The organism is Bradyrhizobium sp. AZCC 2262 (assembly GCF_036924535.1).
In the GTDB taxonomy this organism is placed as follows: domain Bacteria; phylum Pseudomonadota; class Alphaproteobacteria; order Rhizobiales; family Xanthobacteraceae; genus Bradyrhizobium.
Map to the genome: position 1 here is coordinate 108,910 of NZ_JAZHRT010000001.1, position 25,874 is coordinate 134,783.

Annotated in this window: 26 protein-coding genes, 1 tRNA gene and 2 pseudogenes; 12 read left to right on the plus strand and 17 right to left on the minus strand. The window is 62.2% G+C overall.

The features are described 5' to 3' along the window. Positions 1-9 precede the first annotated feature (9 nt). The 3 genes from V1283_RS00600 to V1283_RS00610 all read left to right on the plus strand — a co-directional run bounded on the left by V1283_RS00600 (position 10) and on the right by V1283_RS00610 (position 1,810). Positions 10-855 (plus strand): ATP-binding cassette domain-containing protein, encoded by an 846-nt coding sequence (locus V1283_RS00600; protein ID WP_334384524.1) that lies wholly within the window; start codon positions 10-12, stop codon positions 853-855. A 7-nt stretch (positions 856-862) separates the two neighbouring features. Continuing rightward, positions 863-1,447, plus strand: a complete 585-nt coding sequence (locus V1283_RS00605) for a flavin reductase family protein (RefSeq protein WP_334384525.1) — start codon at positions 863-865, stop codon at positions 1,445-1,447. 78 nt (positions 1,448-1,525) lie between these two features. Further along, entirely contained in the window at positions 1,526-1,810 is a 285-nt protein-coding gene (locus V1283_RS00610; protein WP_334393402.1) for a hypothetical protein, read from the plus strand. Here the strand turns inward: V1283_RS00610 and flbD are convergent. The 8 genes from flbD to V1283_RS00650 form a co-directional block, all read right to left on the minus strand. After that, positions 1,761-3,140 carry a sigma-54-dependent transcriptional regulator FlbD gene (flbD, locus tag V1283_RS00615; RefSeq protein WP_334384526.1) on the minus strand — a complete coding sequence of 460 codons (1,380 nt, stop codon included), beginning with the start codon at positions 3,138-3,140 and terminating at the stop codon, positions 1,761-1,763. The genes V1283_RS00610 and flbD overlap by 50 nt on opposite strands. A gap of 55 nt (positions 3,141-3,195) precedes the next feature. Further along, positions 3,196-3,546, minus strand: a complete 351-nt coding sequence (fliN, locus tag V1283_RS00620; protein WP_065731301.1) for a flagellar motor switch protein FliN — start codon at positions 3,544-3,546, stop codon at positions 3,196-3,198. Positions 3,547-3,565: 19 nt separating this feature from the next. After that, on the minus strand, positions 3,566-4,192 hold the full coding sequence (locus tag V1283_RS00625; protein WP_334384527.1) for a FliH/SctL family protein: 627 nt from the start codon (positions 4,190-4,192) through the stop codon (positions 3,566-3,568). Next, complete coding sequence (fliG, locus tag V1283_RS00630) at positions 4,192-5,274, minus strand: flagellar motor switch protein FliG (protein ID WP_334384528.1); 1,083 nt, start codon at positions 5,272-5,274, stop codon at positions 4,192-4,194. The genes V1283_RS00625 and fliG overlap by 1 nt, the downstream gene beginning before the upstream one ends. A gap of 6 nt (positions 5,275-5,280) precedes the next feature. Next, positions 5,281-6,906: a flagellar basal-body MS-ring/collar protein FliF gene (gene fliF, locus V1283_RS00635; protein WP_334384529.1), complete on the minus strand. Its 1,626-nt coding sequence runs from the start codon at positions 6,904-6,906 to the stop codon at positions 5,281-5,283. 171 nt (positions 6,907-7,077) lie between these two features. Further along, a complete protein-coding gene (gene sciP / locus V1283_RS00640) occupies positions 7,078-7,353 on the minus strand; it encodes a CtrA inhibitor SciP (protein WP_002714638.1) in 276 nt (91 codons plus the stop codon). Between the two features lie 213 nt (positions 7,354-7,566). Further along, positions 7,567-8,268 (minus strand): flagellar hook assembly protein FlgD, encoded by a 702-nt coding sequence (locus V1283_RS00645; RefSeq protein ID WP_334384530.1) that lies wholly within the window; start codon positions 8,266-8,268, stop codon positions 7,567-7,569. An 11-nt stretch (positions 8,269-8,279) separates the two neighbouring features. Further along, entirely contained in the window at positions 8,280-9,950 is a 1,671-nt protein-coding gene (locus V1283_RS00650) for a flagellar hook-length control protein FliK (RefSeq protein WP_334384531.1), read from the minus strand. A 347-nt stretch (positions 9,951-10,297) separates the two neighbouring features. Between V1283_RS00650 and mnmA the strand changes: the two genes are divergently transcribed. The 4 genes from mnmA to V1283_RS00670 all read left to right on the plus strand — a co-directional run bounded on the left by mnmA (position 10,298) and on the right by V1283_RS00670 (position 12,806). Then, the gene (gene mnmA, locus V1283_RS00655) at positions 10,298-11,497 is read left to right on the plus strand and encodes a tRNA 2-thiouridine(34) synthase MnmA (protein ID WP_334384532.1); all 1,200 of its coding nucleotides are present in this window, start codon (positions 10,298-10,300) and stop codon (positions 11,495-11,497) included. Between the two features lie 21 nt (positions 11,498-11,518). Beyond that, a complete protein-coding gene (locus tag V1283_RS00660) occupies positions 11,519-12,157 on the plus strand; it encodes a class I SAM-dependent methyltransferase (RefSeq protein ID WP_334384533.1) in 639 nt (212 codons plus the stop codon). A 91-nt stretch (positions 12,158-12,248) separates the two neighbouring features. Beyond that, a complete protein-coding gene (locus V1283_RS00665; RefSeq protein WP_334384534.1) occupies positions 12,249-12,614 on the plus strand; it encodes a hypothetical protein in 366 nt (121 codons plus the stop codon). Between the two features lie 115 nt (positions 12,615-12,729). Beyond that, positions 12,730-12,806, plus strand: a tRNA-Met gene (locus tag V1283_RS00670). Here the strand turns inward: V1283_RS00670 and V1283_RS00675 are convergent. From V1283_RS00675 to V1283_RS00685, 3 genes and pseudogenes are all read right to left on the minus strand, one after another. Continuing rightward, positions 12,763-14,481 (minus strand): recombinase family protein, encoded by a 1,719-nt coding sequence (locus V1283_RS00675; RefSeq protein WP_334392917.1) that lies wholly within the window; start codon positions 14,479-14,481, stop codon positions 12,763-12,765. The genes V1283_RS00670 and V1283_RS00675 overlap by 44 nt on opposite strands. A 518-nt stretch (positions 14,482-14,999) precedes the next feature. Next, positions 15,000-16,120: pseudogene (locus V1283_RS00680) on the minus strand (ABC transporter substrate-binding protein). 25 nt (positions 16,121-16,145) lie between these two features. Then, a pseudogene (locus tag V1283_RS00685) lies at positions 16,146-16,343 on the minus strand (winged helix-turn-helix transcriptional regulator); the annotation flags it as partial. A 203-nt stretch (positions 16,344-16,546) separates the two neighbouring features. Between V1283_RS00685 and V1283_RS00690 the strand changes: the two are divergent. Next, a complete protein-coding gene (locus V1283_RS00690) occupies positions 16,547-17,668 on the plus strand; it encodes an L-dopachrome tautomerase-related protein (protein WP_334384535.1) in 1,122 nt (373 codons plus the stop codon). On the opposite strand, the gene V1283_RS00695 is transcribed toward V1283_RS00690, so the two are convergent. Beyond that, positions 17,634-18,695: a GlxA family transcriptional regulator gene (locus tag V1283_RS00695; RefSeq protein ID WP_334384536.1), complete on the minus strand. Its 1,062-nt coding sequence runs from the start codon at positions 18,693-18,695 to the stop codon at positions 17,634-17,636. The two genes, V1283_RS00690 and V1283_RS00695, sit on opposite strands and share 35 nt — an antisense overlap. A gap of 165 nt (positions 18,696-18,860) precedes the next feature. Here V1283_RS00695 and V1283_RS00700 point away from each other — a divergent pair, with 165 nt between their 5' ends. The 3 genes from V1283_RS00700 to V1283_RS00710 all read left to right on the plus strand — a co-directional run bounded on the left by V1283_RS00700 (position 18,861) and on the right by V1283_RS00710 (position 20,903). Further along, positions 18,861-19,550 carry a DJ-1/PfpI family protein gene (locus V1283_RS00700; RefSeq protein WP_334384537.1) on the plus strand — a complete coding sequence of 230 codons (690 nt, stop codon included), beginning with the start codon at positions 18,861-18,863 and terminating at the stop codon, positions 19,548-19,550. Between the two features lie 133 nt (positions 19,551-19,683). After that, a complete protein-coding gene (locus V1283_RS00705) occupies positions 19,684-20,040 on the plus strand; it encodes a DUF6616 family protein (protein ID WP_334384538.1) in 357 nt (118 codons plus the stop codon). Between the two features lie 71 nt (positions 20,041-20,111). Beyond that, complete coding sequence (locus tag V1283_RS00710) at positions 20,112-20,903, plus strand: alpha/beta fold hydrolase (protein WP_334384539.1); 792 nt, start codon at positions 20,112-20,114, stop codon at positions 20,901-20,903. Between the two features lie 38 nt (positions 20,904-20,941). Here the strand turns inward: V1283_RS00710 and V1283_RS00715 are convergent, their stop codons facing one another. From V1283_RS00715 to V1283_RS00730, 4 genes are all read right to left on the minus strand, one after another. Next, complete coding sequence (locus V1283_RS00715) at positions 20,942-21,352, minus strand: nuclear transport factor 2 family protein (protein WP_334384540.1); 411 nt, start codon at positions 21,350-21,352, stop codon at positions 20,942-20,944. A gap of 33 nt (positions 21,353-21,385) precedes the next feature. Beyond that, entirely contained in the window at positions 21,386-22,216 is an 831-nt protein-coding gene (locus tag V1283_RS00720) for an alpha/beta fold hydrolase (RefSeq protein ID WP_334384541.1), read from the minus strand. A gap of 84 nt (positions 22,217-22,300) precedes the next feature. Then, complete coding sequence (locus V1283_RS00725; protein ID WP_334384542.1) at positions 22,301-23,206, minus strand: SDR family oxidoreductase; 906 nt, start codon at positions 23,204-23,206, stop codon at positions 22,301-22,303. Between the two features lie 33 nt (positions 23,207-23,239). After that, positions 23,240-23,914, minus strand: coding sequence for a hypothetical protein (locus V1283_RS00730; protein WP_334384543.1), 675 nt, complete (start codon positions 23,912-23,914; stop codon positions 23,240-23,242). 166 nt (positions 23,915-24,080) lie between these two features. Here V1283_RS00730 and V1283_RS00735 point away from each other — a divergent pair, with 166 nt between their 5' ends. Next, positions 24,081-24,971, plus strand: coding sequence for a LysR family transcriptional regulator (locus V1283_RS00735; RefSeq protein ID WP_334384544.1), 891 nt, complete (start codon positions 24,081-24,083; stop codon positions 24,969-24,971). Here the strand turns inward: V1283_RS00735 and gcvA are convergent. Then, positions 24,968-25,846, minus strand: coding sequence for a transcriptional regulator GcvA (gene gcvA / locus V1283_RS00740; RefSeq protein WP_334384545.1), 879 nt, complete (start codon positions 25,844-25,846; stop codon positions 24,968-24,970). The two genes, V1283_RS00735 and gcvA, sit on opposite strands and share 4 nt — an antisense overlap. Between the last annotated feature and the right edge of the window lie 28 nt (positions 25,847-25,874).

The window sequence follows — 25,874 nt, forward strand, 5'->3', positions numbered from 1 at the left end:
GGACAAGAAATGCAAGAAGCCCTTCGTTTTCTTTCTCCCGGTGCTGAGCCGGTCGATCGCCCCGACTTCGTCGAACAGGCGCGATTGCTTCGGCGAGGATCGGAAGCGTCCTCGCGCGGGCTGTCGCTGGCCATCCGGGGATTGCGAAAATCCTTCGGTGACAATGAGGTGCTGCGCGGCATCGACCTGCATATTCCCGCCGGCCAGTCGGTTGCGATCGTCGGCCGCAGCGGCTGCGGCAAGAGCACGCTGCTGCGGTTGATCGCCGGTCTGGAGACAGCTACGGCCGGCACGATCAGCCTTGGCGAGGACGCGCGACCGGAAGACGTCCGGGTCATGTTCCAGGAGCCCCGGCTACTGCCATGGGCGCGCGTGCTGTCGAACGTCGAAGTCGGTCTCGGACGCGAGCGGAATTCACCGGATGCGCAGGCCCGCGCCGAAAGCGCGCTGGTCGAGGTCGGCCTCGCCGACAAGCGATCTCAGTGGCCGGCGGTCCTGTCAGGCGGACAGAAGCAGCGCGTGGCGCTCGCGCGCGCGCTGGTCAGCCAACCGCGCGTGCTGGCTTTCGACGAGCCGCTCGGCGCGCTCGACGCCTTGACACGCATTTCGATGCAGCGGCTGCTTGAACGGGTCTGGCACGATCAGGGCTTTACCGCGATCCTGGTGACGCACGATGTCGCCGAGGCCGTGGCCCTGGCCGATCGCGTGCTTGTCATCGAGGACGGCCGCATCGCCCAGGATTTCAGCGTCGATGTGCCCCGTCCGCGCCAGCGCGGTTCGGTTGAGCTCGCGGCGCTGGAAGGTGCGATCCTGAAAAATCTTCTGGAAGGCACGGAAGATACTTCCGACCTGTGAGGTGCCCATGAACTCCATTGTCCGCTCCGTGTCGATCGAAACCGAAGTGACCGCGAGCGATTTTCGCAATGCCATGCGCCAATTGACGGGTGGCGTCAGCGTCGTCACCGCAGGAAGGGGCAGGGATATTTCGGGCATGACGGTCACCTCGGTGTCCTCGCTGTCGGTTGACCCGCCCGCCTTGATCGTCAGCATCAACCGGGAATCTTCCTCCTGGCCGCTGGTGAAGCGCTACGGCTTTTTCGGCGTCAACATCCTGACATCGGACCAGCTCGATATTGCCGAGCGGTTTGCCGGCAAGGGCGGGCTGAAGGGCGCCGACCGCTTTGCCGGCGCCCGGTGGATGACGCGCGCGTCAGGGGTGCCACTGCTGGCAGACGCGCTGGCCGCGATCGATTGCGAGGTCGAGGATATCGTCGAGCGGCATTCCCATGCCATTATCATCGGCCCGGTGCTGGACGTGACGGTCTCGCCGCGCACAGCCGCGCTGGCCTATTGGCAGGGCCAGTATGTCGCCATCGACCGCGATGAGGACGCGCTCCGGCTTGCGGAAGTCAGCGTGCCCGCGCCGCGGGCTGCGCGAAAAAGGTGACGGAAACGGATTGAGGTTCCGGCTTTCGCCCGCGCCGATGGGCTGGCCTTTTGTTGGGCGGCATTCTAGAAACCCGCCATGAAGCGGATTGCGGTTTGGGCGTTTTACGGCGTGGGTGCGATGGCGATCGCCTATCTCGCACTGTACGCCTATGCTGTTTTCACCGGGCGCGACCTGCAGCCCGGTGATCCCATTCGCATTTTTCGGAAGCCGGATGCGCCGAGCTATTCCGGTCTCTCAACGTTATTTGCGAACCAACGGGTCGGTGTGAAGCGCCGTCCGATGACTCGCAATGACGGCGAGGGGCCTTTGCTTAACTTGCCGCGACAAAACGCTGATGCTCACCTGCGCCGGCCGGGGTGATCGGGATGCCGCCATCGGCATATTCGTTCAGCTTGTTGCGCAGCGTGCGGATCGAGATGCCGAGGATGTTGGCGGCGTGGGTGCGATTGCCGAGGCAGTGCTTGAGCGTCTCCAGGATCAGGTCGCGCTCCACGTCGGCGACCGTGCGGCCGACCAAAGCGCGGGTGACCTGCTCGGCGGCAAAGGTCGCGTGCGCCACCGCGGGCGCGGTCTTGGCGAGGTCAAGGCGATCACCGTCGGGGGTCAGGATCGCTTCGGGACCAATCTCGTCGCCCTGCGCCATCAGCACCGAACGATGGATGGTGTTTTCCAGTTCGCGGACGTTGCCCTGCCAGCGGTTGGAGGTCAGCACCCGCCTTGCGTCGGCCGAGATCGGCCGCAGCGGCACGCCGTTGGCGTCGGCATATTTCTTCGCAAAATGCTGCGCCAGTTCGAGGATGTCGGCCGGGCGATCGCGCAGCGGCGGGATCTTCAGGTTGACGACGTTAAGACGAAACAGCAGGTCTTCGCGGAAGGTGCCTTCGCGCACGGCCTCGGAGAGGTTGCGGTTCGAGGTGGCGATGATGCGGATATCGACCGGCACCGGCTTGGTGCCGCCGACACGGTCGATGACGCGCTCCTGGATCGCGCGCAGCAGTTTGGATTGCAGGCGGACGTCCATCTCCGAGATTTCGTCGAGCAGCAGCGTGCCGCCGGTGGCTTCCTCGAACTTGCCGATGCGGCGGGCGACCGCGCCGGTGAAGGCGCCCTTCTCGTGGCCGAACAATTCGGACTCCAGCAGATGCTCGGGGATGGCCGCGCAATTGATCGAGATGAATGGCCGCTTGGCGCGGCTCGAGCGCGAGTGGACGTAGCGCGCCAGCACTTCCTTGCCGGTGCCGGATTCGCCGGTGATCATGACGGAGGCGTCCGAGCCCGCGATCTGCTGCGCCAGCTTGACGACCTTGCCCATCGCTTCGTCGCGATAGATCAGGTCGCGCGAGTCATTGGCGACGGCGGCGAGCACCGCGGCGATCAGTTCCGGATCGGGCGGCAGCGGGATGTATTCCTTGGCGCCGGCGTGGATCGCGGCCACCGCGGCGCGGGCGTCGTTGGAGATGCCGCAGGCCACGATCGGCACGTGGATGTGCTCGGCTTCCAGCCGCATCACCAGGTCGCGGATGTCGAGGGCGACGTCGACCAGCAGCAGGTCGGCGCCCTTGCCGCCGCGCAGCACGGCCATCGCCTGCTCGATCGCCTCGGCGTGGGTGACCGATGCCCCGTTTTCCATCGCGATCTTGGTGGCGGTCGTGAGCTGGCCCTTCAAGGTGCCAACGATGAGAAGCCGCATTTTTTATCTCCTGTTCGTCTGTTCGCGCCGTTCGGGGCGCGTGTCGCCAAAATTGTTAGCTGCGTTCCGCCTTGATGATTTCCGTCATGGTGACGCCGAGCTTGTCTTCCACCAGCACCACTTCGCCACGCGCCACCAGGCGGTTGTTGACGTAGATGTCGATGGCCTCGCCGACGCGACGGTCCAGTTCGAGCACGGTGCCGGGGCCGAGCTTCAACAGCTCGCCGACGTCCATCTTGGAGCGTCCGAGCACGGCCGAGACCTGCACCGGCACGTCGAACACGGCCTCGAGGTCGGCTGCGATGCGCGAGGCCTGTTCGTCCTCGTTGTAGGCGAGATCGTCGACCGGCGGGGCGTCCGCGGCGTTGAGATCGGGTAGCGGTACCTGTGCGTCGGTGTCACTCATGATTCAGTCCTCATGGCCTTTACGCTCCGGCCTGATTGCGGGACGCCAGATAGCGCCCGACGAGTTCGCTGATCTTCGCTTCGACGGCCGTGCGTTCCAGCACCACGCCGCCGTCGGCCCATTCGATCCGGCAATCGCCGGTGGCGATGCCGGGCTCGGCCAGGATCACCAGCCGGCCCTCGAAGCCGCTTTGGGCGGCCTGCCGCTCGATCTTCTCGCGGGCGGCCTCGTAGAGCTGGTCGTTGATGCGGACCACGAGATGCGGGGTTGCGACCAGATGCGAGAAGCAGTCGCAGACGAGGGCGGTGATTTCGCCAAGCGGCTCGCGGGCGACCAGTTCGTTGCACAGCTTGCGCGCCACCGCGACCGCGACATCGACCGCCTCGGTCTCCATCTTGGCCTCGATGCCGGAGAAACGCGTGGCGATGCCGCGAATGGTGATGCCGATCTCTTCCAGCGCCAGCGCCGAGCGGCGGTCGCTCTCTACCCTGGCCTCGTGCTGCGCCGCCTCGTAGCCGGCGCGGTAGGCGCGCGCCTCGGCCTCGGCGATCTTCTGCGCGATCTCGGCAGCGGTTGCCGCACGCTCGCGCGTCCTGTCGGGCGCTGCGAAGTCCGTGTCGAACAGGAATTTGGCGGGTGCGGCCATCAGTACACCAGCTCGTCGTCGGCACGGTTCTTGGTCAGGGTGATTTCCCCCTTGGCGGCCATGTCCTTGGCGAGGTTGACGAGCAGCGCCTGCGCCTCGTCGACGTCACGCAGCCGCACCGGTCCCATCGCGGCCATGTCGTCCATCAGCATCTTGCCGGCGCGCGACGACATGTTGCCGAGGAAGAAGGCGCGCACCTCCTCATTGGCGCTCTTCAGCGCGATGCCGAGCTTGTCCTTGTCGACGTTGCGCATCAGCGTCTGGGCCGAGGCGGAGTCGAGCTTGATGAGGTCGTCGAAGGTGAACATCAGCGCCTTGATCCGCTCGGCGGCTTCGCGGTCTTCTTCTTCCAGCGAGGTGATGAAGCGGGTCTCGGTCTGGCGGTCGAAATTGTTGAAGATTTCGGCCATCACCTCGTGGGCGTCACGGCGGCGGGTCTGCGACAGGTTGGACATGAATTCGGTGCGCAGCGTCTGCTCGACCCGCTCGATGACTTCCTTCTGCACCGCTTCCATCTTCAGCATGCGGCCAACGACGTCGAGCGCGAGGTCCTCGGGCAGGATCGCAAGCACGCGCGCGGCGTGCTCCGGCTTGAGCTTCGACAGCACCACGGCGATGGTCTGCGGGTATTCGTTCTTGAGGTAGTTGGCGAGCACCTCTTCCTGCACGTTGGAGAGCTTCTCCCACATGTTGCGGCCGGCGGGGCCGCGAATTTCGTCCATGATGCCGGTGACGCGCTCGGACGGCAGGTATTGCTGCAACAGCCGTTCGGTGGCGTCGAAGGTTCCCATCAGCGCGCCGGATGCCGACATCCGCGACACGAATTCGAGCAGCAGGTCCTCCACGATGTCGGCCTCGATGGTGCCAAGCGTCGACATATGGATCGATAGTTCGCGGACCTCGTCGTCATCGAGCAGTCCCCAGACCTTGCCGCCATATTGCTCGCCCAGCGCCAGCATCAGGATGGCGGCGCGTTTCGGGCCGCTCAGCGCCTTGCCCTTGGGTCGGTTGGCCTGACGGCTTGCCAGCGCCGAGATGACGGTGGTGATGTCGTTGACGTTTGTGGTTTGCGGTACGGCCATGTCAGGTCACTCGACGGGTTCGCTGAGCCATTGGCGAACAATGGAAGCGGTCTCATTCGGATTGCGTTCGGCCAGTTCGCCGACCCGGTGCACGGCCTGCGCGTGGACCTGGCCCTGGACCTGGGCGACGTCGATCAATTGGGCGGTGCCGCTGGTGCCGGCAATCAGGGCTTGATTGGGCCCGAGTTCTCCGTTTGGCCCGTTGCCTTCGATCAACGCGAGCGAAGGCTCAGCCTGCGCGGGAACGACTTCGGCAGCCAGGATGCGCTTGACCAGCGGGCGGATCACCATGAACAGCACCACGAGGCCGAGCAGCATCATGACGCCGAGTTCGATGACATACATGACGTCATCCTTGGTGAACTGCAGCATGCCGAGCAGACCGGTCGGCTCCACGACCGGCGGGATCACCGGCGCTTCGGCAAAGCGAAGGTTGACCACCTCGACCTGGTCGCCGCGTTTTTGGTCGAAGCCGATCGCCGAGCGCACCAGGGTGGCGATGCTCTCGAGCTGCTCCTTGCTGCGGTCCTGATAGACCATCTCGCCTTTTTCGTTCTTGGTGTAGGCGCCATCGACCAGCACCGCGACCGAGACCCGGTTGACCCGTCCGACCTCGGTGACCTCGGTCTTGGTAGTCCGGGAGATTTCGTAATTGTTGGTCTCTTCGCTTTTCTTGCTCTGGTCGCGGGCCGCAGGCCCGCTGCTGTTGGCCTGATTGCCGGGCAGCTCGTTGTTGACCGTGACCTGGCCGTTGTTCTCGGCGGACAGCGAGGATTCCTCGCGGGTCTGGCTGGAGCGCAGCACCCGGCCTTCGGGGTCGAACTTGTCCGAGGTCTGGGTGATCTTGTTGTAGTCGAAATCGGCGGTGAGCTGGACGCGGGCGCGGCCTTGGCCGACCACCGAGGAGACGATCGCCTCGACCTCATTGCGCATGCGCTTCTCGAAGGCGGTGCGGCGCTCGTCGCCGACGGCGTTCTCGGAGTCCTTGCCGGCGCCGTCGGCCAGCAACCGGCCGGCCTCGTCGACGATCGACACCCGCTGTGGCTTCAACCCGTTGACCGCGGAGGCGACGACGTGGCGGATGGCGCGGATTTGCTGGGGTTCGAGGCTGCCGCGCACCCGCACCACGATCGAGGCCGACGGTTCCGGCGCTTCGCGCGAAAACAGCGGCCGTTCCGGCAGCACCAGATGCACCCGAGCCGCCTGGATGCGGTCGATGGCGCGGATGGTGCGGGCGAGTTCACCCTCCAGCGCGCGCAAATGATTGATGTTCTGGACGAAGCTCGTGGTGCCCAGGGCGTCGGACTTGTCGAAAATCTCGTAGCCGACGCCGCCGCCCTTGGGCAGGTTGCTTTCGGCGAGTTTCATCCGCAGCCGCGTCACCTTGTCCTTCGGCACCATGATCACGGCGCCTTCGTTGCGCAGTTCGAAGGGAATCGCCTGGCGTTCCAGATCCTTGATGATGCCGGAGGAGTCTTCGGCGGAGAGGTCGGTGAACAGGGTGGTCATCTGCGGCGTCGTAACGCGCATGATGACAAAGGCGAAGAAGCCGATCAGCGCGATCGTCACCGCGACCATGGCCATCAGCCGCGACGCGCCAAGGCCTCTCAGGAAAGCAACGAGACTTTGCACCAACCGCCCCCAGGGATTCGGTCCCAGGGACCGACTGGGCAATTATTGCCTAGGGGATGGTTTCCATATGGTTAACGTCGGTTAAAGCCGCCGCGAATAGTTCCGGCATGAAAAAAACCGGCTTCGCAGAACGAAGCCGGTTTTCATCAAATGCCGCTGGTTCGCCGAAGTTTACTGGCGATATTGCTGGATACGGGTGGTCCGCAAGCCGGCCAAGCCATGCTGATCGATGGAAAACTGCCAGGACAGGAATTCATCGACCGTCAGGGTATAACGGCTGCATGCCTCCTCAAGGGAGAGCAGGCCGCCGCGGACCGCGGCAACGACCTCTGCCTTGCGGCGGATCACCCACCGTTTGGTTCCGGGCGCGGGCAGGTCCGCAATCGTTAACGGACTGCCGTCAGGCCCGATGACGTATTTCACCCTCGGGCGATGGGGTTCTGTCATGGCGTACTCACAAACTCTCAACCACTGAACTCACTTTACCAACGTACGCCCGTCGGCTTAAAATTTGCCTAAGCCCAAGGCTTCAATACGAATCTCCTTGAAAATGAACAAAAATGGCGTCGGCCCGGTTCCCCCGGGGAACGCTTTTGCGCTCAATCGGGGATTGCCGGGCCGAAAAGCGGCCGATCAAACGACCCGAGTGGGTCGGGACGGCTAGCTGGAGGAGGCGGTCTGACGTACCACCCGCTTGATCTTGTCGGTCGTGTAGTTTTGCCCGCCGATGGAAAGCAGCGGCGGGGAGGCGGTGAGATCGACTGAATCCACGATGCCCTGGACCTCGGTGGAAATTGCCACGCTGTTGCCCGAACTGTCCTTGCCGGTGGCGCTCATGGTGTAGGTGCCTGCCGGCCATTGGACGCCGTCATTACCCTTGCCGTCCCAGACGAAACTGGAATTGCCCTGCTTCAGCGGATACGTCCCGGAAAAGGCGGTCTGGCCCGTCGAACTCGTGATCGTGATCGTCGCGGTGGTGTCTTTCTCGGTCTGAAAATTCCAGGTCGCCGATGTGTCGAACTGCGCCGTGCTGCCGTCGACGGCGACGTTGTTACCGACATAGACCAGCGCCTGGGTCGACTGCGCGCTCTTTTCGATATCGATCAGCGACTTCAACTGATCGTTCGATTTGAGCTGCTGCTCGACGCCGGCGAATTGCACGAGCTGCTGGGTGAACTGGTTGGTGTCGAGCGGATCGAGCGGATTCTGGTTCTGGAGCTGCGTGGTCAGCAGCGTCAGGAAGGTCTGGAAATTGTCCGCAATCCCGGTCGTCGCCGTCGAAGAGGCGGTGCTGCTGGAGCTGCTGCTGCCGGTCCCGGGCGCAGAGGTGATCGTTGTCGGCATGGTTGCATCGACTGCCATGGTAACCTCCGTTAAACCCTGATATCGACGCCGCTGCTCGAACCGAGCATGCGGCCATAGCTGCGGCCCGCGACGACCGCGGGAACGCTGTCCTCCTCGCTGACCACCAGGCGTTGGGCGTTGGGATTGGACTGGTTGCCGTCGTTCTGCCCCTGCGAGGATTGGTCGCGCAGGCTGAACTGCAATCCGCTATTGCCGGTCGAGAGCCCGGCATTGTCGAGCGCGCGCTGCAACTGGTTGGCGTCCTGACGCAGCATCGACAGCGTTTCCGGCCGTTCGACCGTCAGATGCGACGTCACCTGGCCGTGGCGATCGATATCGATGCGGACATCGATGCGGCCAAGTTCTGCCGGATCGAGCCGGATTTCGAAGCGGGTCTTGCCGCTGTTGGCGGAAGCAGCGATTTCCATCGCGAGTCCGCTCAGTGGCACCGCGGCGCCAGTGGCTGCGGTAGCAGTGAGCTGGGCGGTGGCTGGCGCGGCGGACGTTTGCTGCGTCTGCATAGCGCTGGGGGCCTGCAGTCCGTTACCGGAAGAATTGGCCAGCGTTTGGCCGATATCGGCGGCGGCTGAATGCGCGCCGGCGTGGACGGCCGAGGGCGTGACGGAGTTGCCGGGCGCGTCGGCCTTCACGGCCTCGACCATGCCGTTGTCGATTTTCGGCTTGCCGGCGGCGCCCGTCTGAGGCGTCACGGCGGGAGCGCTGGCGTCTACGACCTGTGTTGCGGTTGTGGGCGCGTCCGTCGTGTCGGTCGCGCCGTCCTGCTCGCCTACAGTCGTTGCGCCTTCCTTCGCGACGACCGGGTTCTTGAGCTGAACGGTCGGTTTCGATCCGGCCGGCGTCGCCGCAATCGCGGACGCGGCATTCGCAATACCCGCGGTGACGGTGGTGTTGGCAGAAGTGACTGCGGCGCTAACGGCCTGGCCGACGGCGCCTTGCGCATTGACCTTGGTGCCGTCGGTCTTGGTGTTCGCGGCTGCAGCCGGCGTTGTATCGGTGCCGGCGCCTTCAGATGCGGGAGAAGCCGGAGCGGTCTCGCCGGCCAGCGAAGCTGACGCGGCGATGGCCGCGGAGGCGATCGCAAGCGGCGCCGTCGCCTTGTCGGCTGCGGGCGTCGTCGAGGCCGCCGCTGCCGGCGCTGCGGCTGCGGGATTGGCGACGGCAACGGCGTCAGCCGTTACCACGGCCGTTCCATCCTGCGCCGCCTCGGTCTGATCCTTTGCCGCAGCGTCATCGCCGGAAGATACCTGGTTGGGTTCATCGGATTTGCCGGACTTCGACGCATCGGCCTTCGATTTGGCCGCGCGGGCCGTGTCGGCCTCTGCGTCTGCATCTGCTTTGCCGTCGTCGCGTGCCTTGGCCGCGGCGTCGCGGTCGTTGGAATCGTTGCGCGCGGCCTTATCAGATGCGGCCTTGTCCGACGCGGCGGCGTTGTCGCGCGCACGGTTGTCGGAAGCTGCTTGCGAATCATCGGAGCGGCGCGGGGCGAGCGCTGAGTCCTGGGTGCGGTCCTGGACGCGATCTTGGACGCGATTGTCGTTGTTGCTGGCGGCCGCATTGCTGTCGACCAGGGCTGCGAAACTGTCGTTTCCGGCGGATTGATCGGAATCGGCCCGTGCGGACCTCGCCCGCGCGCCCTGAAACGATGCGTTTGCCAATACTTCTGACGGGACACTGACCACGGGCAACCCTCGCGCTGAAACCTTGGCTACCATTGAGCAAGGACCGGGCCATCCGAGGATCGAAAAAATTATCGTTATATTTCAATATGTTAAATCAAAGGTAGGTGAGTCGTGGGAGCACGATCGCGGCCCCCTTTTCTGCCCGGCGGCAAGATTTGCCGTCTTGGACTGAACCCAAAAGAAAGATCGGGCTGATTGCCTCCCGGGAATACGGCCTATATTAAAGTGTGGCGTCCGATCCGGCCCGGTGTGGCCGAATGGTGCCATAAGGCCTTATAATAAAAGGCGTTTTAACCCTGGCCGCGAGCCGCGTAGCGCGCTTGCAATTGAAGTCGATGACCCCTGGCATGAGAAACAGTCTGGATCTCGAAGGTCGTCCGCAGGATACGCGGATCGTTGTCGCCATGTCCGGCGGCGTCGATTCCTCGGTGACGGCTGCCTTGCTGAAGTCCGAGGGCTACGACGTGGTCGGGATCACGCTGCAGCTTTACGACCATGGCGCGGCCACCCATCGCAAGGGCGCCTGCTGCGCCGGCCGCGACATCCACGACGCCCGCAACGTCGCCGAGCGGATCGGCATTCCGCATTACGTGCTCGACTATGAAAGCCGTTTCCGCGAATCCGTGATCGACAATTTTGCCGACAGCTACGCGCTCGGCGAAACGCCGGTGCCCTGCATCGAGTGCAACCGATCGATCAAGTTTCGCGATCTGCTGGCGACCGCGCGCGAGCTCGGCGCGCAGGCGCTCGCGACCGGACATTATGTCGCCTCGCGCCGCCTCGCCGACGGATCGCGCGCGCTGGTGTGCGCGGCGGACGCCGATCGCGACCAGAGCTATTTCTTGTTCGCGACCACGCGCGAGCAGCTCGATTATCTGCGCTTTCCGCTCGGCGACATGACCAAGCCGCAGGCGCGCGAACTGGCGCGGCGCTTCGGCCTCGAAGTCGCCGACAAGCAGGATAGCCAGGACATCTGTTTCGTGCCGACCGGGCGCTACACCGACATCATCGGCCGCCTGAAGCCGGGCGCGATCGAGCCCGGCGACATCGTCGATCTCGACGGCCATACAATCGGCAGGCATCAGGGCATCGTTCATTTCACCGTCGGCCAGCGCAAGGGCCTCGGCATCGCCGCCGGCGCGCCGCTCTATGTCGTCAAGCTCGATGCGGCCAGCCGCCGCGTCGTGGTGGGGCCGCGCGAGGCGCTGCGGATGGATCGCATCCTGTTGCGTGACGTCAACTGGATCGGCGACGGGCTGCTGGATCGCGTCATCGGCGACGGCATCGAGATGTTCGTGCGCGTGCGCTCGACACGCGCGCCGCAGCCGGCCTGGTTGCGCTCGGTCGATGGTACCTATGAGGTCGAACTCGTTGCCGGCGAGGAGGGCGTATCGCCTGGCCAGGCCTGCGTGTTCTACGATGCGCCTGCGGGACAGCCGCGCGTGCTCGGCGGCGGATTCATCAAGAGCGCGACCGCACGCCATGCGGCGGCGAGGGCAGGGGCGCAGCAAACGGCCGCGCCGCTCGCCGAGGTGATGCGCAGTTAAGAAAAAATCGGGGCACAGGGAATGGCTGGGGACATCGACCGCGAGGGGGTCGAAAAGGCTTATGGGCGCTGGGCGCCGGTCTACGATCTCGTGTTTGGCAAGGTGTTCGATCACGGCCGCCAATCGACCATTGCGGAAGCCGACAAGATCGGCGGGCGCGTTCTCGATGTCGGTGTCGGCACCGGGCTGTCGCTGTCGGAATATTCGCGCAACACTAAATTATGCGGCGTCGACATTTCCGAGCCGATGCTGCGGCGGGCGCTCAAGCGCGTGCGCACGCTCGGCCTGACCAATGTCGAAACGCTGGCGGTGATGGACGCCAAGAACCTGGCGTTCAAGGACTCATATTTCGATGCGGTGGTGGCGCAATATGTCATCACGGCGGTGCCGGATCCGGAACGCACGCTGGATGATTTCATCCGCGTGCTGAAACCCGGCGGCGAACTCATCCTGGTCAATCACATCGGCGCCGAAAGCGGCCCGCGCCGCATGTTCGAGCTGGCGTTCGCGCCACTGGCGCGGCGGCTCGGCTGGCGGCCGGAATTCCCGTGGGAACGCCTGACCAACTGGGCCGCCAAACATGGCGGCGTCACCCTGACCGAGCGTCGGCCGATGCCACCGATGGGGCATTTTTCGCTGATCCGGTTTCGGAAATCGTGAAGCGCATCGCGTTTTTGCTTCAAAAACGCGTCAAACCAAGAATGCGACGATCTGATTGCGGAACCTCCGCGGGCGCAGGCCGTTGCCCTGCATGGCAATGAAACGCGCCCTTCTGATCTCCTGTGTGATGATGGTGGCCGCTGATGTGGCGGGCGCACAGGCACCGCCTGGTCCGACCACACCCCCGGCCCAGACCGCGCCGCCGTCGCCTTCGCGTGCCGCCAGTTGCGCGCCGATGCAGCCCGCGCCGCACTCCGGCACGGCGGCTCCGGAGGGAACGACCACCGGCCAGCGCGCCGAGCCGCTCGGCGACAAGCTGGCCCGTTCGGACGGCGTCCTATGCCCGCCCGCCGGCGTCGATCCCGAAATGCACGCGCCTGCGCCTGACACCGGCAAGACGCCCGTGATTCCGCCACCCGGCAGCCCCGGCGGCGACCCGACAATCCGGCCGAAATAGCGCTATTTTGCAGATGCTTGGCCAGACCGCCGGCTTTGCTTGACAGGTCGGCGAGCCACTCCTTATATGCCGCGCGTTCGCGAATGCGGCATCGTGTGCCGTGACGGTGAATCGTGGCGAGGTAGCTCAGCTGGTTAGAGCACGGGAATCATAATCCTGGGGTCGGGGGTTCGAGTCCCTCTCTCGCTACCATCTTTCCCCACACTCCTCGAACGTTGTGGGGATAGGCCTGTTCCCCCAGCAGTGCATTCAAGCGTCCCACAATCTCAACCGTGACCCCGCCAGGATGGGAGGGGTTCCGAAATACCGTTACCGTCTCGACGAGATCTCTGATTGCTTCCGCTGCCTCAGAATCCCCAGCGTTCACGCCCTTCGACAAAGCGTCCTGCAAATGGACGAGCTGTTGTTCATAGCGTGCCAGTACCGCCGGGTGGAGCGAGATAACATCGCTGGCCGCAGGTTCGCCGTCCAACTCCCTCGCTACCTGCTTTCGCTCTTCGTCCAAGACGCTTGAGCGAGGACCGAGCACTGCGGGGTCACCGTGTCCTTTTGCTATGGCGTCAACGAGCCGGTCAATCTCGCGATTGAGTTCGCCGAGACGCAATTCAAGCTGGGTCCGTCTAGCGTTGGCCTTGGCTGAGAGTCGCTTCCGCTCATCGTGATAAGTCCGCACGTACTCAGCAATCACCCTCGGATGCCGCATCTCAGCCTCTAGCCCGGCAAGAACTGCACTTTCTACCGTCGTCAGATAGAATGTCTTTGCATCGCGACACATGCCACTCTCCGTGGCAGCCGAACAACGGATGCGAATGCGCTCCGACTTATCCTTGCCATTTGTTGACATCCCTGCACCGCATGCTCCGCAGCGGAGGAGACCCGACAGCATGTGGCGCGGCCGCCGCTGTTGGTTCGGATGGGTTTTGCCGCGCTCTTGTTTGCGACTCTGCGCGGCGTCAAATAGCTTTTGCGAAACAACGCGCAGATCTGGCACGTCTGTGGTCTGCCATTCGTTCTTGGCGTTCGGGCGCGACAGTCGCTTGCCCGTGTCAGGGTCTTTGATCATCCTTACTTTGTTCCAGATAAGCCGGCCCGCGTAGAGTTCGTTTTGGATTATGCCCGCGCCACGCTGCATGTTGCCATTAATTGTGGAGGCGTTCCATGAGCGCCCGCGTGGCGGTGATATCCTTTCATTGTTTAGATCGTATGCGATCTTACGAGGTGTCCTTCCAGCAACGTATTCCTCGAAAATACGCCGGACGATTCTAGCTTCAGCTTCGACAATGATCCGCTTGCCCTTTTCGCCGACGGCAGGAGCATAGCCATAGGCCTTCCCTCCTGCATTGAGACCTTGGCCGATGCGACCGGCCAAACCTCTGCGCACCTTGTGGGCATTGTCCTCGCGAAATAGCTGACCCACCAGTCCGCGAAGGCCAACCAAAACTGTGTTCACGACGCCTTCGTGGACAGCGCGTATTTCAATACCGAGGAAAGAAAGCCGTTTATGGATACCGGCGAGGTCTTCCATGTCGCGCGAGAGGCGATCGAGTGCCTCGACGACCACGACATCGAAAGACCGATCTCTGGCTTGATCCAATAGACGAAGCAAGCCACTTCGCCCCATGATGGAGCCGCCTGAACGGGCTCTATCCTCAAACACTTCGATAACGTTTATGCCCTCGCGCGAGGCGTAGCCCCGACAGAGCGTGATTTGGTCCTCGATCGATCGCTCGTTTTGCAGGTCAGTCGAGAACCGAGCGTAGATCACTCCTTTCTTGATTGAACGGTCTGATGCTGGCCTGATCTCGTTCATGGTCTTCCCTTGCCGCTTGGCGTGCCAATGCCCGTGCCAAGCGTAGAATCGCCTCATCCGGAATCGACTGCAAGGGCAATTTTTGTGTTCCGCGAGGCACGATCAAACGCCTCGCTGGCAGAAGCGGCGTAGCCTGATCGGTCGATCAAACTCGCGGGCGAACTGATGGCAAACGGCACGACCAATATTGATTTCATTTTCAGTCATATGCGAAGCGTGCAACCGCGCGCATTCGGCCGAAAGTTCAGAATCCTTCTTGTCGTAGAATCAGAAACCGAGGCGTGCTAATCGGTTGGCCTCCTTTCGATGGTTTCGTAGACCCAAGTCGGCGGTACCGACGAAAGAGCACGAAGATCCAGGCAGCGAACATGTTCGGAGAAGAGTTCGAACCTAAAACCAAACCGTTATGAGCGGTGGAACATCGATCGGCTTCGTTGATTTTTCTCCGCCTTGGTTTGCTTTCAAGCGCGGTTCGTCGTGTTTCGATCGAGTGGTTTCTGGTGCGAAACCGGGGGCATAAGCTGGCAACAAGCCAAGCCTCGATGACCTCTAACCCCTGTGGGTTCTTGGTTCATTCATTTCATCGGGCAGCGGTCGTGATACCGGTCCTGATGCTCTCTGAACACGGTCGCGATGGTCGTGAGGGCGTAACTGCCATCGGCAGTTTTGACCGCTTCCTGTAGATAGAAATTCTGGATTGGGAAATGGTTGTTGCCGTATTTGTAGGGCCCACCGACCGAAGCGTAGTTGGCCCGCTTCATCTCCGCGCGCATTTCCTCTTTCTTGCTTACGTCGCCGTTGACCGCGGCGACCGCGCTCGCGATCAGGTTGGCGGCGTCATAGGCCTGTGCCGCGTAGAATGAGGGGGGCGGCCGTACCTGGTCTTGAAGCCTTCGACGAATTTCTTGTTCGCCTCGTTCGGCAGATCGCTGACCCAGTGCTGCGCACCGGGTACGCCGACCGCGAGGTCTTTCAGCAACGGCAGCGACAGCGCATCCACGATGAAGGCCGTGTAGAGTGGAATTTGACCCTTTAGCCCGGACATCGAATATTGCGTCATGAACTGGACCCCTGCGGCGCCAGGATAGAAGGCGAAGATCGCGTCCGGCTTGGCAGCGCGAGCCTTGGTCAGCTCGGCGGAGAAGTCGAGTTGGTCCGGCCATCGGGTATATTCTTCGCCGACGACTGTGCCTTTGTAGTTCGCTTTCAATCCGGCGATCACATCCTTGCCAGCGGCGTAATTCGGCGCGATCAAGAACACCGACTTCACATTCCTTTGGTTGATATAATCGCCGATTGCTTGCGGGACTTGATCGCCCTGCCAGGAGGTGGAGAAGAACCAGGGGGAACAGAGCTCGCCCGCGATCTGCGAAGGGCCGGCGTTGGCGCTGACAAGGATCGTCTGCGAGTCCACGGCCGACTTCAGCGATGCCAGCAAAACGTGTGACATCATATAGCCCGCCAGGAAGTTGACGCCGTCAGACTGAACGAGCTTGTCGGTCTTCTGCTTTCCCTGGTCGGCCTTTAGCGCATCGTCTTCGTAAATCACGCGGACGTTCCTGCCACCCATCTTGCGGCCCATGTGGTCGAGCGCGAGTTCGAAGGCGTCGCGCATGTCGTTGCCGACAACCGCCTGGGGACCGCTAAACGTGGTCACAAAGCCGATCTTTATGTCCTGTGCCCGTGCGCCAGTCATCGTCAGAAGCACAATCGCGACCGCAGTCAAGCTCGCGAAGCTGACGCGTCAGCATGCGCTGCGTAATCCGCGATAGCCGTCGCCCGAGCTCATTGAAGCGGATGGTATCTCCGAGGAGATGATAGAGGATCACGGCTTTCCACTTGCCGTCGATCAAATCGAGCGTCGCTTCGACGGGACAGCCAGCCGCGCAATCATAACTCTTTGTATCAAGCCTCTTCATGGTTCACTCCCTGATATTACCGGACATTTCTGTGCGTAATTGTCAGCGCCGAAGTTAGCGCGCAACGTTGCTCCTGCAAAGCCGAACCTCGCAAAAGTTGCTGCACCCGGTGACAGCTGGTCCGGCTGGAAATTCCTCGGTCGCTGCCGACGCAGATCGGGACGACTTGAAGGATGGATGCAAGAACACATGGAGGAGACCACGTGAAAAGGAAAATTCTACCAATTGCCGCAATGGCCGCGGGAATGTTGGTGTCGGTCGCGTTTGCGCAGGAGGGGCCGCTCCGGGCCGAGATTGTCGCCCGCTTGCCGCAGTCGGTCGGCAACATTGCGATCACGCCGGACAACCAGATCATCTTCAGCCACCACCCGTTCTTCAATCCCGACGTCCGGGTGGCAAAACTCACGTCATCAACGACGTTCCAGCCATTTCCGAATGCCGATTGGAACACGCCGCGGAAAGGGACCGATCACTACCTCGACAATGTCCTCGGCCTTCGATCGGACGAAAATGGCATCGTCTGGATCATCGACATGGGATTCCGCACCAAGGTCACACCCAAGCTGGTCGGATGGAATACGCACACCGACAAGCTCGAGCGCATCTACTACATGCCCGAACCGATCACGCGAGGTGGATCGCAGCCGCAGGATATCGTCATCGACCAGAAAAACCGGAAGTTCTATATCGCCGACGAGGACATCGGCCCGGGTGGCGATGGCTCCCATGCCGCGATCATCATCATCGACATGGATACGGGACGCACCCGGCGTGTTCTTGACGGAGATAAGTCGACCGTTCCGGAAAACGTCCCGATCACGGTGGATGGCAACGATCTCACGGTTTCCGGGAAGGATGGCAAGCCAACGATCATCAAGGTCGGCTGCGACGGCATCACCATGGACGTCAGATCCGAATGGGTCTACTTCGCACCGCTTAGCGGCCGTTCGCTCTATCGCGTCCGCGTTGCTGATCTGAATGACGAGAAGCTCACCCCGACGGAACTGAGCGCCAAGGTTGAGCGATATTCGGACAAGCCCAACAATGGAGGACTCTCGATCGACTATGCCGGCAACCTGTATCTGACCGCGGTCGAGACCAAATCCATTGGCGTCGTCGGCGCCGATCGCAAATACCGCACTTACTTGAGCGATCCGGAGATGGTTTGGCCTGATGGCATCACGGCTTCTCCCGACGGATATATGTATGTGTCCGCCTCGCAAATCTCCGCAGCGGCTATGTTCCATGGCGGCAAGGCCGAGAACAAGACGCCGTATCTGATCTACCGCTTCAAACCACTCGCGGCGGGCTACGTCTCGCGCTGAGAAGCCCGGATGACCCGCTGCCTTCGGGCAGCGGGCTTTTTCTGGCACGACTGACGCCGCCTTGCGACTTCGAAGCGACCGTCGCTCGCCTTAGCGCGCGAGGCGGTTGGCCATATATCCGTAAAAAGGCGCGCCGCATGCGGTCCTTGTCCCCGAAGCCGACCTTGCGGGCAACGATGTCGATCGGCTCCGTTCCCTCCTGAATGCGCGGAAGCGCTGCCTCCGTGCGCAGCCGTTCGACGACGCGGGCTGGCGTATCCCCGGTCTCCTTCAGAAAAAGACGGGCAAATTGCCGTGCGCTGATCCGGGCGGCCGCGGCCATGCGCTCGACGGGAAGCGGTTCGTGCAGGTGCTCTCGCGCAAAGTTCAACGCATCCCTGACACGGTCGGACGAAGGCTCGAGTTCCAGCAAGGTCGAGAACTGCGATTGTCCGCCCGACCGGCGATGGTAGACCACCATGTCCCTCGCGACGGCCTTCGATACTTCGATCCCGAAATCGTCCTCGATCAACGCGAGCGTCAAATCGATGCCTGACGTGATCCCTGCCGATGTCCAGACGTTGCCATCCCTCACGAATATCTTGTCTGCATCGACGCGCACTCGCGGAAAACGCTGTTGAAACAAGGGAGCGTATCTCCAATGGGTCGTCGCCGATCGCCCGTCGAGCAGACCGGCGGTGGCCAGCAGGAAGGCTCCTGTGCACACGCTCGCCACGCGCCTTGCCCGCCGGGCCAACTTCCTGATCAGAGCGACGGTGTCGGCATCACCGTCGACGGTGCTGTCGGGGGGCCCTCCCACGACCAAGAGGGTATCAACGGGCTTGCCCCGCGAAGCCCTGGAAGTGTGGATGGGCACACCCCAGTCGCTCGCGACTGTGCCGCCATGAGCGGAGATCACATCGACCAGATAAGAAGCCTGATGTGCCTCTGACGCCAGATTGAAGGCGCATAGAGGGCCGCTCAGATCGAGCAATTCGAAGCCCGGGAACACCACGATGCGAACACGTCGGCGAACATCCGAGGACATGAACTTCGTTACCTTTCGCTGGCACCGGAAAATTAGGTCAGAGCCCGTGTGTCATACCGAATGGCAGATTTCGCCGCTTATATGTCATTTCTGCCATGGGCATTTTCGGATAATTTGTGGCGAGTTTCAACGCGAATTCACAAAATTCAGGCGAACGAGGTAGCTATGAAGGTGCTGGCGTTTGCTTTTCCTGGCTTCACATTCATCGACCTGGCCGGCCCGATGCAGGCGTTCATGATGCTTCCAGGATTCTCCTCGCAGATTGTGTGGCAGAGCAGGGGAGTCGTTGATTCCGACGCCGGTGTCAGCGTTCAGGCGACAGAAGATTTCCAAAGTTGTTGGAAGGATCCAGACATCCTGTTTGTTCCTGGCAATAGCATCCATCTGTTCAAGCAATTGCAGGACGATCGGACCATCGACTTCATCGCCGATGTCGGCACCCGCGCCAAGTGGATCACCAGCGTGTGCAACGGTTCTCTGCTATTGGGCGCAGCGGGGCTGCTAAAGGGATACAAGGCGGCCTCCTATTGGTACACGCGGGAGCATCTCAGTTTGTTCGGCGCCATTCCGACCGACGCCAGGTACGTGATCGACCGGAACCGCGCGACTGGCGGAGGCATGACCGCGGGAATCGATTTCGGTCTTGCCATGGTCGGCCAACTCGCGGGAGAGCCCGTCGGCCGCGTGGCGGAGCTGGCCTTTGAGTACGCGCCACAGCCTCCCTTCGGAACCGGTCGACCTGAGCTGGCCGACCCCGCAACGTTGGCCAAGACGACGGAAATAGTGAAGCAGATAATGCCGGTTCAGGAGCTGGAGGGTGTGAGCGCCCGCCGCGCAGCTATGGGAAAGCTGTAAGGACCCGCCGCTCTTGCTGACGATGCGGGTGATGCATCGCCAGTCCTGACGCGAACGCTCCGCTTGCCATCGGAGTAGCATCGGTTCGCGGGAGCGAAGAATCTTCTCGTTTAGCATCCAACAAGGTCGCATCATGCAACAGATCTTTATCGAGCTCTATAACTACCGCCCCGCCTGGGCCACATGCCCGGAAAGCGAGAGAACCGATTTTGCGATGAAGATAGTCGAAGCGGTCAAAGGTCTGAAATCCGCGGGTGTCGACGTCGTTGCCTATGGCATGAACTCTCCCGAGACCGATCGTCGTGCGCCGTACGATTTCTTTTGCGTCTATCGTGTGCCGAACGTCGAATTTCAGCGCGAATTTGAGCGGCAGGTCGCCGCGTCGGGTTGGTACGATTACTTCGAGCAGGTCAATGTCAGCGGTGATGCGCAAGACCTTGAAGCCGTGCTGCTCGGTAATGCCAGGATGGCTCGACCGGCTTCGTCCTGACGGTTTAGGCGACTCCGCCGCTGGATAGCAATACAGCGTCGGCGAGGCTCAACTCGAAAACAAGAGCAGTCATGCCAAACAATACAAAGATGGTGCGTGTCCAGGGATTGAATTTCCAGGTCCGCGATGTCGGAGACAAACAGCCTGCGCTGGTTTTTCTCCACTACTGGGGCGGCACCGGACGGACGTGGGACCTCGTCATCCGGGAACTGGCGGGATACCACCGTTGCATTGCGCCCGATTTCCGCGGCTGGGGCGGGTCGGACAAGACGGCGGATGGCTACGATCTGCACACCCAAGCCGATGACGTCGCCGCGATCATCGCCTCGCTGGGGCTGTCGCAATACATTTTGGTTGGACAGTCGATGGGTGGAAAGATCGCCCAGATATTGGGAGCCCGCAGACCGCAGGGGCTGAACGGGCTCGTGCTGATTGCGCCTGCTCCTCCCACGCCGATGGCCGCACCGAAGGAGCAGCGCGACGCCATACTCGAAAGCTATCAGACCCCCGCCGGTGTCGAGTTCGCTCTCTCGATCCTGACGTCAAGGCAGCTTTCTCCAACGCTCCGGCAGCAGGTGATCGACGATACGCTGGGCGGGGCCCCAGCGGCCAAGGTCGCATGGACGGAAGCCGGCATGACGCTGGACATCACCGAGATCGTCGGGAACATCAATGTCCCTACCACCGTCATCGTCGGGGATGCCGACAAGGTCGAGACCGAGCCACTCCTCAGCCGAGAGTTGGGCAGCCGTATCAGCGGAACAGAATTCGTCGTGCTTCCCGGAGTGGGCCATTTGTCCCCGTTGGAGGCTCCGCGCGAACTGGCTGCGGCCATCACGACGGCAATATCGAAAATTCGTTAAGCCAACAAGCGAGTGCCGGAAGCATCGAACTCGCGTCCTCACGCCGGGAACTTGTCGCCGAACATCGGTAGACCGCTACGCGACTGCTCGCGCGTGGCCTCGTCCTGGATGACGTCCCAGTGCTCGGCGAGCACGCCGTCATCCATGCGCACGATGTCGGCGACGACCCATGCCACCGGACCGAAACCGCTGAACCGGCCATGCAGAATGACAAAGTCGCCGGTAGCTGCCGCAAGGTGGTTCTGGTAGCGCAGCGTCTCGGGCATGATCTTGATCATGCCGAACAGCCCCTCACGACCGGGCGGAATGTGCGCGCTGTGCTGGATATAATGCGGCGACCAGTAGCGCTCGGCGGCAGCGTAGTCGCGTTTGTTGAAGAGCGTATCGAACGCGTTGAGGACGATCTGGACGTTGTGGTCTCCGTTACCCGATCTGGTTGGGGCGGTCATGGCAATTCTCCTCATTAGGCAGCAGCGGTTGGTTCAGTTGCTCAGGAAAAGCCGCGCGTGCTCGAGAAAGATCTCTGCGTGTTGCGACTGCGCGCCGTGACTGGCGTCCGGGTACATGATCAGTTGAGCATTGGGCAGGTGCTCGGCGAGCAGAAAGGCGTTGATCGGCATCACTACGACATCCTTGTTGCCATGGACGATCAGCGTTGGCTGGCGAATGTTGCCCAGCACGGCAAAGCGGTTCTCCGAAGGAATTGCGCCCCACTCGCGGATGGCTTCCAGCTGGGCGATCGCCGCGTGCCTCGTCACCCGCTCGTCGCGATCGGCCGCGCGGAGCTTCAGTCGCTCGAGATAGGCGCGTCCCGCCGCCTTGCTGGCCTCGCTTGGGGTGAAGAACGCAAGCATCACCAGACTTTCGGGATCGTCGAGTTCGTCGACCGAGAGCTCGGTGAAGGTCATGCCTTCGCCGCCGCGCGGGCCCGTGCCGAGCAGAATGATCCGCCGCACCATGTCCGGGAATTCAAAGGCAAGCTGCTGCGCGATCATGCCGCCGAGGGAAAATCCAATGATATCGAAGCCGGTCAGGTCAAGCGCGCGGTAGAAGCAGGCAAAGTCCCGCGTCATCGCTGCGACTGTGGAGGGCGTAGTACCGCTCGAGAGCCCGATACCGGGATAGTCAAGGATGATGACGTCGCGCACCGCCGCGAAGCCATTGGTGATCTTCGGGTCCCAATCGTCCATGTTCGCAGCGAAGTAATTGAGGAGGAGGAGCGGAGGTGCGCCGCGCCTTCCAAAGCGGCGGTAAGCGACTTCTGCGTCTCCTACCTGGACGAATTGGGAGGGGGCGGTTTCGTGCATGCTCATTTGCCCTCTGCGTTGGTCAAGACAGGATTGTTCGTCGAAAGTCCAACGTCGATGATGTTCTTTGCCAGTTGCATTGGTTTGCCGCTATTCGAACGAGGTGCCCGTCAGTTGCTCGGAGACCTTCCAAAGCCGGGCAGCCGCCGCCTCGTCTCGCGCCTGTGGCATGATCAGCGCGCGGGCCGGTGCGCCTCGCAGCTCGGCAATGCCTCCGGGTCCGTAGTAGCCGCCCGGCCTAGCCTCCGGGCTGGTTGCCGCGAACAGGATCGGTCGGGCGCCATCGGCCGCCGAATGACCGAAGAAGGGAGCCGCGAAATCGGTCGCCATGGAAAGGAGACCGCCCGGACCGCTCGTGAACAGGTTGGTTCGGGCAAATCCTGGATGGGCCGCATTGCTGATCAGGTTCCAGCCGGCCGCGTCGCTCCGCCGTTGCAGTTCAAGCGCGAACATCAAGCACGCGAGCTTCGATTGCCCATATGCCTTCCAGGGCGAGTACACCCTCGCGCCCTGAAGGTCATTGAAATCGATGAATCCGGTGCGGTGCGCCAAGCTGCTGACGCTGACGACCCTTGGCCCGCTGGCCCTGCGCAACAGCGGCAACAGCCGCGCCGTCAGCGCGAAGTGGCCGAGATAGTTTGTGCCAAACTGCATCTCGAAGCCATCCGCCGTGGTTTGGCGGCGGGGCAGCGCCATCACTCCCGCATTGTTGATCAGCAGATCAACCGACTGCCGGGCATGCATCCGCTGCGCGAAGTCGGCGACCGATGCGAGGCTCGCCAGATCGAGTTGCTCGTAGCTTACGTTGGACCTGGTCACCTCGTGGCCGATCTTCTCGACAGCCGATCGGCCCTTCTGGTCATCGCGCCCGGTGAGGATGACTTCTGCACCGGCTTTGGCCAGAGCCAAGGCTGCCTCGTAGCCGAGACCGCCCGTGGCACCCGTGACTACGGCCGCTCTGCCGAGCTGTGAAGGGACCTGGGTCGAACCAGCCATGAGAGAACCCCTCAAGGGATCGCAAGCCCACGGTTACTTTCGGATCAGCGGGATCTGCAGGTTGGTGGGGCGGTTCTGTTCGGTATCAAAGCCGCGGCCGTCGATATTGCGAGCGCCCCAGAACAGCAAATCCCCCCTGAGATAGACCAGGTCGTATTCCATGAAGTTCGTCCCTTCCTTCAGACCAAAGGGAACGAAGCTCTTGCCGAAGATGCTCTGGGATGCGTTGACGGCCCATGGCGCGTACCCGGTCGTTGCAACCTTGTTGAGCACCTCGGCAAACCCTTGGGCGAGGGGAGTGACCTCGTAGCTCTCATCGGCGACGAAATCGACTTTCTGGGCGCCGGGAGCGATCGGATGCGAGCCCTGCCACAGCATGTGTCCGCCGATCTTGATGCGCGCGAGTGGCACGGCGCCATATGGATCGGCCGAGTTGATGATCTCGAGCTCGAACCGGTCGGACGGCAGGTATTTGAAAGTGCGCTTGAGGTAGAACGGCTTGAGCGAGCCGTCCGCGTTCTTGGCTGCGCTCGGCCGAACCTCCGGGGCAATGCTCTCCCAGTTGCCGAGCATCGCCTGCTTGATTTTCGTGACGTCTGTTTCCATGGCGCCTGCCTTCGGTTGATTGCTGGGGGACTGCGCCGCGGCCACGTCGATTCCGGTCATCACCAGGAGGAACAACAGAGACGCTTTGGTGCCTATACGCATACGCACGCTCCAGTAGGGGTCAACGGGTAACGAGCCGGGCGGACCGAGCCGCAAATTGCGTCCTGCCTGCCAGGCAGAGCCCGCTGGCAATGCTTTAAACACCGCTGGCAGGCCTGGAAAAGACTTTGTAAGCTGGCCCCATGCCTACGAGACATGGGAGATTGGAATGGAGCTCCGGCATCTCCGCTACTTCATCGCTGTCGCCGATGCCGGCAGTCTGACCGTTGCCGCCGAGCAAAAGCTCCACACGTCCCAGCCGTCACTCAGCCGGCAAATCCGGGATCTCGAACAGGAGGTCGGCGTTCAGCTGATCCACCGCAGCGCTCACGGCGTTGAGCTGACGGCGGCCGGAAAGGCCTTTCTCGACCATGCTCGAATGGCGCTGGTTCAGGCAGAAGCCGCCAAGGAAGCAGCGCTGCGCGCAGCCCAGCCGGCGAGGCCGACATTCGCGCTTGGCTTCATGTCGGGCGCCGAAATCGGCTTGTTGCCCGAGGTAGACCGCGTCCTTCGCGACGAGTTTCCCGGCATCGAAATCCGCCTGTCGAGTGACTATTCTCCGGTGCTCGCCAAAGCCTTGATGAGGCGCAAGCTTGATGCGGCCTTCATCCGGCCGGAAGAGCAGATGGGAGATTTGAGCTACAGGCGCGTTCGCACGGATCCGCTGGTTTTTGTTTTTCCGAGCGACCACCGGCTGGCTTCGCAAGCGGCCATCGCGCCGCAAGAGATCGCGAACGAAAACTTCTGTCTTCCGTCAAAGTCCGCCCCGGCGGTGCGCCGTGTCGTTCTGGAGTATTTCAACCGGGCCGGTATCGATCTCAAGCCGGAACACGAAGTGCACAATGTCGTTCATGCAATATCGATGATCACATCGACGCGCGCGGTCATGATGTTGCCGGCTTACACGAAGCGTTATCTGCCGGAATCGATAACTACTCGTCCGGTGCAGGGAGAAGTGCCCACGCTCGACCTGATGCTCGCCTACCATAAGGCGAACAAGTCGCCGATCCTGAAGTTGCTGCTTTCCAGAGTAGGCCAACTTGCTGGGACGCCGTCCTAGGTACGACGGACCTCCTCAACCAGCCAGTCCCGGAAAGCCACCAGGGCCGGGTTGGACTCCGAAGCGATCGGGTAAACCGCATAGTGGCAGTAAGCGACGCGCAAGCTGTGTTCGGACAGGCGAACCAGCTTTCCCGCCAGAATGTCCGATTGTGCGACCGACAGGCGCCCGAGCGCAATTCCCTGTCCCATGACGGCTGCCTCCATCAGCGCGTTGGTATCGGTAAAAGAGGTGCCTGCGATATCGCGATCGAGCTTGACGCCGACAGACTTGAACCAGGCGTGCCACGACAGGTTGCGGTCGATCAGCAGCGGCTGTGCCAGCATCGCGGCGGGATCCTTTGGCAGGCGGCCGCCGTTGAGGCTGGGGCTGCATACCGGAAAAAACTCTTCATCGAGAAGCTTGATGGCCCGCAGCCCTTTCCAGTCGCCCGTCCCGAACCGTATCGCAATGTCGACGCCATCAGATTTGAAATTGGCCAGCGCCTGTCCGGTCTTGATGTGCAGGTTGATGTGCGGAAATCGGGCCGTGAATCGGGACAGCCGCGGCACCAGCCAGCGCGCCGCCATGACCGGCAGCAGGCTGACGGTGATTTCGGCATTCTTCCGGCGCGTCTGAATGCCTGATAGTGCCGCATTCATTTCCGAAAACGCGCTTTTGACACCTGCCTGCAGCCTGACGCCGCTTGCAGTCGGCACCATCCGGTTGCCCTGCCGCTCGAACAGCGTGAGGCCAAGCTGTTCCTCCAGCTGCCTGATGCGCTGGCTGACGGCGCTGTGCGTCACGTGCAATTCACGCGCCGCCTCGGAGTAGCTGCCGTGGCGGCAGGCCACCTCGAATACCCGCAAGGTCTCCAGTGGGGGCAGGGGTGCCATGGCTCGATTGTAAGGAGCGCTAACAACC

Bases quoted from the DNA above. Each gene is read 5' to 3' on its own strand.
- V1283_RS00735 (WP_334384544.1), top strand. From the start codon at position 24,081: ATGGAGCTCCGGCATCTCCGCTACTTCATCGCTGTCGCCGATGCCGGC.
- sciP (WP_002714638.1), bottom strand. From the start codon at position 7,353: ATGACAGAACCCCATCGCCCGAGGGTGAAATACGTCATCGGGCCTGAC.
- fliN (WP_065731301.1), bottom strand. From the start codon at position 3,546: ATGAGTGACACCGACGCACAGGTACCGCTACCCGATCTCAACGCCGCG.
- V1283_RS00600 (WP_334384524.1), top strand. From the start codon at position 10: ATGCAAGAAGCCCTTCGTTTTCTTTCTCCCGGTGCTGAGCCGGTCGAT.
- V1283_RS00675 (WP_334392917.1), bottom strand. From the start codon at position 14,481: ATGAGGCGATTCTACGCTTGGCACGGGCATTGGCACGCCAAGCGGCAA.
- flbD (WP_334384526.1), bottom strand. From the start codon at position 3,140: ATGCGGCTTCTCATCGTTGGCACCTTGAAGGGCCAGCTCACGACCGCC.
- V1283_RS00645 (WP_334384530.1), bottom strand. From the start codon at position 8,268: ATGGCAGTCGATGCAACCATGCCGACAACGATCACCTCTGCGCCCGGG.
- V1283_RS00705 (WP_334384538.1), top strand. From the start codon at position 19,684: ATGCAACAGATCTTTATCGAGCTCTATAACTACCGCCCCGCCTGGGCC.
- V1283_RS00665 (WP_334384534.1), top strand. From the start codon at position 12,249: ATGGCAATGAAACGCGCCCTTCTGATCTCCTGTGTGATGATGGTGGCC.
- V1283_RS00610 (WP_334393402.1), top strand. From the start codon at position 1,526: ATGAAGCGGATTGCGGTTTGGGCGTTTTACGGCGTGGGTGCGATGGCG.
- V1283_RS00725 (WP_334384542.1), bottom strand. From the start codon at position 23,206: ATGGCTGGTTCGACCCAGGTCCCTTCACAGCTCGGCAGAGCGGCCGTA.
- V1283_RS00710 (WP_334384539.1), top strand. From the start codon at position 20,112: ATGCCAAACAATACAAAGATGGTGCGTGTCCAGGGATTGAATTTCCAG.
- fliG (WP_334384528.1), bottom strand. From the start codon at position 5,274: ATGGCCGTACCGCAAACCACAAACGTCAACGACATCACCACCGTCATC.
- V1283_RS00695 (WP_334384536.1), bottom strand. From the start codon at position 18,695: ATGTCCTCGGATGTTCGCCGACGTGTTCGCATCGTGGTGTTCCCGGGC.
- V1283_RS00720 (WP_334384541.1), bottom strand. From the start codon at position 22,216: ATGAGCATGCACGAAACCGCCCCCTCCCAATTCGTCCAGGTAGGAGAC.
- V1283_RS00700 (WP_334384537.1), top strand. From the start codon at position 18,861: ATGAAGGTGCTGGCGTTTGCTTTTCCTGGCTTCACATTCATCGACCTG.
- V1283_RS00625 (WP_334384527.1), bottom strand. From the start codon at position 4,192: ATGGCCGCACCCGCCAAATTCCTGTTCGACACGGACTTCGCAGCGCCC.
- V1283_RS00730 (WP_334384543.1), bottom strand. From the start codon at position 23,914: ATGCGTATAGGCACCAAAGCGTCTCTGTTGTTCCTCCTGGTGATGACC.
- mnmA (WP_334384532.1), top strand. From the start codon at position 10,298: ATGAGAAACAGTCTGGATCTCGAAGGTCGTCCGCAGGATACGCGGATC.
- V1283_RS00660 (WP_334384533.1), top strand. From the start codon at position 11,519: ATGGCTGGGGACATCGACCGCGAGGGGGTCGAAAAGGCTTATGGGCGC.
- V1283_RS00715 (WP_334384540.1), bottom strand. From the start codon at position 21,352: ATGACCGCCCCAACCAGATCGGGTAACGGAGACCACAACGTCCAGATC.
- gcvA (WP_334384545.1), bottom strand. From the start codon at position 25,846: ATGGCACCCCTGCCCCCACTGGAGACCTTGCGGGTATTCGAGGTGGCC.
- V1283_RS00605 (WP_334384525.1), top strand. From the start codon at position 863: ATGAACTCCATTGTCCGCTCCGTGTCGATCGAAACCGAAGTGACCGCG.